This window comes from Agromyces sp. NPDC058064 (assembly GCF_042885275.1).
Taxonomy (GTDB): Bacteria; Actinomycetota; Actinomycetes; order Actinomycetales; family Microbacteriaceae; genus Agromyces.
The window spans coordinates 1-1162 of sequence record NZ_JBHVSE010000009.1 but is presented as its reverse complement, the minus strand read 5'-3'; the positions used below and the strand labels follow the sequence as shown (position 1 = coordinate 1162).

The 1162-nt window shown below is 57.0% G+C and carries 1 rRNA gene; it reads right to left on the bottom strand.

Going from position 1 to position 1162, the window contains the following annotated elements:
- A 23S ribosomal RNA gene (locus ACFVSL_RS18390) occupies window positions 1-1162 on the bottom strand; the annotation flags it as partial.

The window sequence follows — 1162 nt, the reverse complement described above, 5'->3', positions numbered from 1 at the left end:
GTCCCGACTTACCCTGGGCAGATCAGCTTGACCCAGGAACCCTTAGTCAATCGGCGCACACGTTTCTCACGTGTGTATCGCTACTCATGCCTGCATTCTCACTCGTGAACCGTCCACAACTCGCTTCCGCGGCTGCTTCACCCGGCACACGACGCTCCCCTACCCATCCCAGCGGGCGTTGGCCCTACATGCTGGAATGACACGACTTCGGCGGTACGCTTGAGCCCCGCTACATTGTCGGCGCGGAATCACTAGACCAGTGAGCTATTACGCACTCTTTCAAGGGTGGCTGCTTCTAAGCCAACCTCCTGGTTGTCTGTGCGACTCCACATCCTTTCCCACTTAGCGTACGCTTAGGGGCCTTAGTCGATGCTCTGGGCTGTTTCCCTCTCGACCATGGAGCTTATCCCCCACAGTCTCACTGCCGTGCTCTCACTTACCGGCATTCGGAGTTTGGCTAAGGTCAGTAACCCGGTAGGGCCCATCGCCTATCCAGTGCTCTACCTCCGGCAAGAAACACACGACGCTGCACCTAAATGCATTTCGGGGAGAACCAGCTATCACGGAGTTTGATTGGCCTTTCACCCCTAACCACAGGTCATCCCCCAGGTTTTCAACCCTGGTGGGTTCGGTCCTCCACGAAGTCTTACCTCCGCTTCAACCTGCCCATGGCTAGATCACTCCGCTTCGGGTCTTGAGCGCGCTACTGAATCGCCCTATTCGGACTCGCTTTCGCTACGGCTTCCCCACACGGGTTAACCTCGCAACGCACCGCAAACTCGCAGGCTCATTCTTCAAAAGGCACGCAGTCACGACGCAAGGAACAAGTTCCTTGCGCGACGCTCCCACGGCTTGTAGGCACACGGTTTCAGGTACTATTTCACTCCGCTCCCGCGGTACTTTTCACCATTCCCTCACGGTACTATCCGCTATCGGTCACCAGGGAATATTTAGGCTTAGCGGGTGGTCCCGCCAGATTCACACGGGATTTCTCGGGCCCCGTGCTACTTGGGTGTCTCTCAAACGAGCCGCTGATGTTTCGACTACGGGGGTCTTACCCTCTACGCCGGACCTTTCGCATGTCCTTCGCCTACATCAACGGTTTCTGACTCGTCTCACAGCCGGCAGACTGTGAAAGAGAGATCCCACAACCCCACATGCG